At 48.8% G+C, this 3,581-nt stretch carries 3 protein-coding genes; 1 reads left to right on the forward strand and 2 read right to left on the reverse strand.

The annotated features are described in order from the left end of the window. Positions 1–61: 61 nt before the first annotated feature. Positions 62–1,048: a tryptophan--tRNA ligase gene (trpS, locus tag Q3886_RS09425; RefSeq protein ID WP_301861188.1), complete on the reverse strand. Its 987-nt coding sequence runs from the start codon at positions 1,046–1,048 to the stop codon at positions 62–64. 492 nt (positions 1,049–1,540) lie between these two features. Here trpS and Q3886_RS09430 point away from each other — a divergent pair, with 492 nt between their 5' ends. Next, positions 1,541–2,089, forward strand: coding sequence for an NADH peroxidase (locus Q3886_RS09430; RefSeq protein WP_301861189.1), 549 nt, complete (start codon positions 1,541–1,543; stop codon positions 2,087–2,089). 169 nt (positions 2,090–2,258) lie between these two features. On the opposite strand, the gene sstT is transcribed toward Q3886_RS09430, so the two are convergent. Next, complete coding sequence (sstT, locus tag Q3886_RS09435; RefSeq protein ID WP_301861190.1) at positions 2,259–3,500, reverse strand: serine/threonine transporter SstT; 1,242 nt, start codon at positions 3,498–3,500, stop codon at positions 2,259–2,261. Positions 3,501–3,581 lie beyond the last annotated feature (81 nt).

Here is a 3,581-nt window from a genome sequence, read left to right on the forward strand (position 1 = left end):
CTTAATCCTATAATTTTTTATATATTCTGCCATACTTTTTTATATAGCTGCCTAATTTCCATTATTTACGGTACAATCCCATGGCATGAACTGCTTTTTCATAAGTTTCGCTGGCTTTGGCATGGGCTTTGGCTGAACCTTTGTCCAGAATATCATCCAGATCAGGATGCTTCAGAAGTTCTTCATACCGCTGCTGAATCGGTTCGAGTACAGCAATCACTGCATCGGCTACGTCTTTCTTGAAAGCGCCGTATCCTTTGCCGGCATAAGCCTGTTCCACCTGTTCGTGTGTCTGATCGGTAACAGCCGACAGGATTTCAATCAGGTTGGAAATGCCAGGCTTCTTTTCCCGATCATAATGGACAGAATTTTCACTGTCTGTCTGGGCCCGCTTGATCTTCTTTTCAATATCTTTCGGCGTATCGAGAAGGTAGATCGTAGCCGTTGTGTTATCATCAGACTTGCTCATCTTCTTCGTCGGTTCCTGCAGGCTCATGACGCGCGTACCGTCCTGGCCAAGATAAATTTCCGGAATCGTAAATACATCGCCATAGAGCCGGTTAAACCGCTGTGCCAGGTCGCGGGTAATTTCCAGGTGCTGTTTCTGGTCATCGCCGACAGGAACGAAATTCGTCTGATACAGCAGAATATCGGCTGCCATCAGCGGCGGATACGTCAAAAGTCCGGCAGGAATCGAATCGCCCCGTTTGGACGCCTTATCTTTATACTGCGTCATCCGTTCCAGTTCGCCGACATAGGACAGGGTCGTCATGATCCAGCCCAACATGGCGTGCTCCGGCACTTCTGACTGCACGAACAGCGTCGACTGTTCCGGATCCAGTCCGGAAGCAATGTAAATAGCAGCCAGAGCCCGCGTCCGTTCATGGAGCAGCTTCGGGTCCTGCGGCACCGTAATGGCATGCTGGTTTACAACACAGTAATAGCATTCATTGCCTTCCTGAACTTTGGAAAAGTTGCGCAGTGCGCCTAAATAATTTCCCAGTGTCAAATTCCCACTCGGCTGAATGCCGGAAAAAATAACAGACATAGTCATAGCCTCCTCATAAAAAAATCCTTCCATCCCTCATAGATTAGGGACGAAAGGAAAGAGTATTCCGCGGTACCACCCTGGTTGGCAAAAGCCCGGCTCCGACGCGCTGTCATACGCGCTCTTCTTTATAACGGCAGAAGCTCCGGCGGCGCCTACTCGGATATTCGGGCCGCATCTCCCGGGTCCATTCCCAGCCGCGTCCTCACTGCCGGACTCACACTGCCACCGGCTCGCTGTAAAGGGTGTCACGACGGTACTTACTCCCGTTCTTCGACGTTTACTTGTATGTCCCATATTGTATAACCTCCCTCTATCCTTGTCAAGCTCTGCAGCAGACCTGCCATTTTTGTTATAGCAATACGGAGAAATTCATCTTGCTTTTCTGCCCTTTGTCTGTTATAATACAAGCATAACAAATAAGCGTTATTTGTTAATAGTAACTGGTATTCAATTTCATTTTCCAGTTTTATTTCTCAGGAGGTAATAACGATGAAAAAGTTTGTATGCGGTATCTGCGGTTATGTATATGAAGGTACAGAAGCTCCGGAAAAGTGTCCACAGTGCGGCGCTCCGAAATCCAAATTCACGGAATTAGTTGTCGGCGAAAAAGAATATGCTGATGAACATAGAGTAGGCGTTGCCAAAGGCGTTGACGAAAAAGTTATCGAAGGCTTACAGCTTAACTTCACTGGCGAATGCTCCGAAGTTGGCATGTATCTCGCTATGAGCCGCGTTGCTGATCGTCAGGGCTATCCGGAAGTTGCTGAAGCTTACAAACGTATCGCCTTCGAAGAAGCTGAACACGCTGCAAAATTTGCTGAACTCCTCGGCGAAGTTGTTACAGACGACACAAAGACAAACCTCGAAATGCGTGCTGCTGCTGAACAGGGCGCCTGCGCTGGCAAAAAAGAACTGGCTACGCTGGCAAAACAGCTTAACCTCGACGCTATTCATGACACAGTTCATGAAATGGCAAAAGACGAAGCTCGCCATGGCCGCGTATTCGACGGCTTGCTCGCTCGTTACTTCAACAAATAAGATATATTTCATGTCTCAGAAAGACGGCTGCTCTGGCAGCCGTCTTTTTTTATCTGTCTCCTCTCCCCTTGCGCACAAGTCAGTATATACAAAAGGAACCTCCGTCGCCATACAGCAATGGAGGTTCCTTTTGTATTGCCCTGCTCTGCTTTAACAGAAGCAGACAGGTTTATTTTTCCGGATCAACCGGATTATCCAGGGAATCTGGATATCCATGAATGGCAAAATCTGCGGCAGCTGTAAACAGAATATCTGTCGATGAATTAAGGGCCGTTTCCGTAGAATCCTGGAGTACGCCGATAATGAAGCCTACGCCGACGACCTGCATGGCCAGATCATTGGAAATGCCAAACAAGCTGCAGGCCATAGGTATGAGCAGCAGCGAGCCGCCAGCTACGCCGGATGCACCGCAGGCACCAATAGCCGACAGGACACTGAGCAGCAGCGCCGTCGGAAAGTCGACGTAAATCCCCAGCGTATGTACAGCAGCCAGGGTCATGACCGAAATGGTAATAGCCGCGCCGGCCATATTAATCGTAGCCCCCAGCGGAATAGAAATAGTATACATATCCGGATTCAGGCCAAACCGTTTAGCCAGCGCCATATTGACAGGAATATTGGCAGCTGAACTGCGTGTAAAGAAGGCCGTTACGCCGGAAACCTTGATGCACCGCCAAACGAGCGGGTACGGATTGCGTTTAATCTTGCAGTATACAATAAACGGATTGACGACAAAGGCAAAGAGCAGCATGCAGCCAATGAGCAGAACGAGGAGCTGTGCATAGCCGATAAGAGCGCTGAGGCCGCTGGACGAAATGGAATCAGCAACCAGCCCCATAATACCAAAAGGTGCAAAGCGGATGATCCACTGTACACACGTCGTAACAGCAGCGGCGCAGTCATCAAGGACGGCCTTGGATGCAGCGGATACGCGGCGCAGGGCAACACCGAAAATAGCAGCCCAGCCGAGGATGCCGATATAGTTGCCAGTCATCAGGGCGTGTACCGGATTATCAACGATGTTTTTCAGCAGCGTAATCAGGACTTCCGCAATGCCTTCCGGAGCTTTATTCGAAGCAGCTGTAACATCAAGCTGCAGCGTCAGCGGGAATATGAAGCTGGCAATGACGGCAAACAGTGCAGCCAGGAATGTGCCAACGAGATATAAGATAATAACTGATTCTATATTCGAATTGTGGCCTTCCTGTTTGCGGCTCAGTGCCGATGCGACGAGGACAAATACCAATACCGGCGCAATGCCTTTCAGCGCGCCGACGAATAAAATACCGAGCAGGGACAATTCCTTGCCGGCTGCGGGAAAGGCCGTGGCGACAGCAATCCCGATGATCAGACCGACGATGATTTGCTGAATCAGGCTGATCTTGTTTAAAGCATGTAAAATAGCTTTCATCTTCTTACCCCCCATAAAAGCTAATCATAAAAAATAAAATAAATATATGCTCATACCATAGTTATGAACATGTTATTAGTG

The organism is uncultured Megasphaera sp. (genome assembly GCF_958350005.1).
Lineage (GTDB): Bacteria > Bacillota > Negativicutes > Veillonellales > Megasphaeraceae > Megasphaera.

Excerpts from the sequence above, each read along its gene's own strand:
- sstT (WP_301861190.1), bottom strand. The coding sequence starts at position 3,500 with ATGAAAGCTATTTTACATGCTTTAAACAAGATCAGCCTGATTCAGCAA.
- trpS (WP_301861188.1), bottom strand. The coding sequence starts at position 1,048 with ATGTCTGTTATTTTTTCCGGCATTCAGCCGAGTGGGAATTTGACACTG.
- Q3886_RS09430 (WP_301861189.1), top strand. The coding sequence starts at position 1,541 with ATGAAAAAGTTTGTATGCGGTATCTGCGGTTATGTATATGAAGGTACA.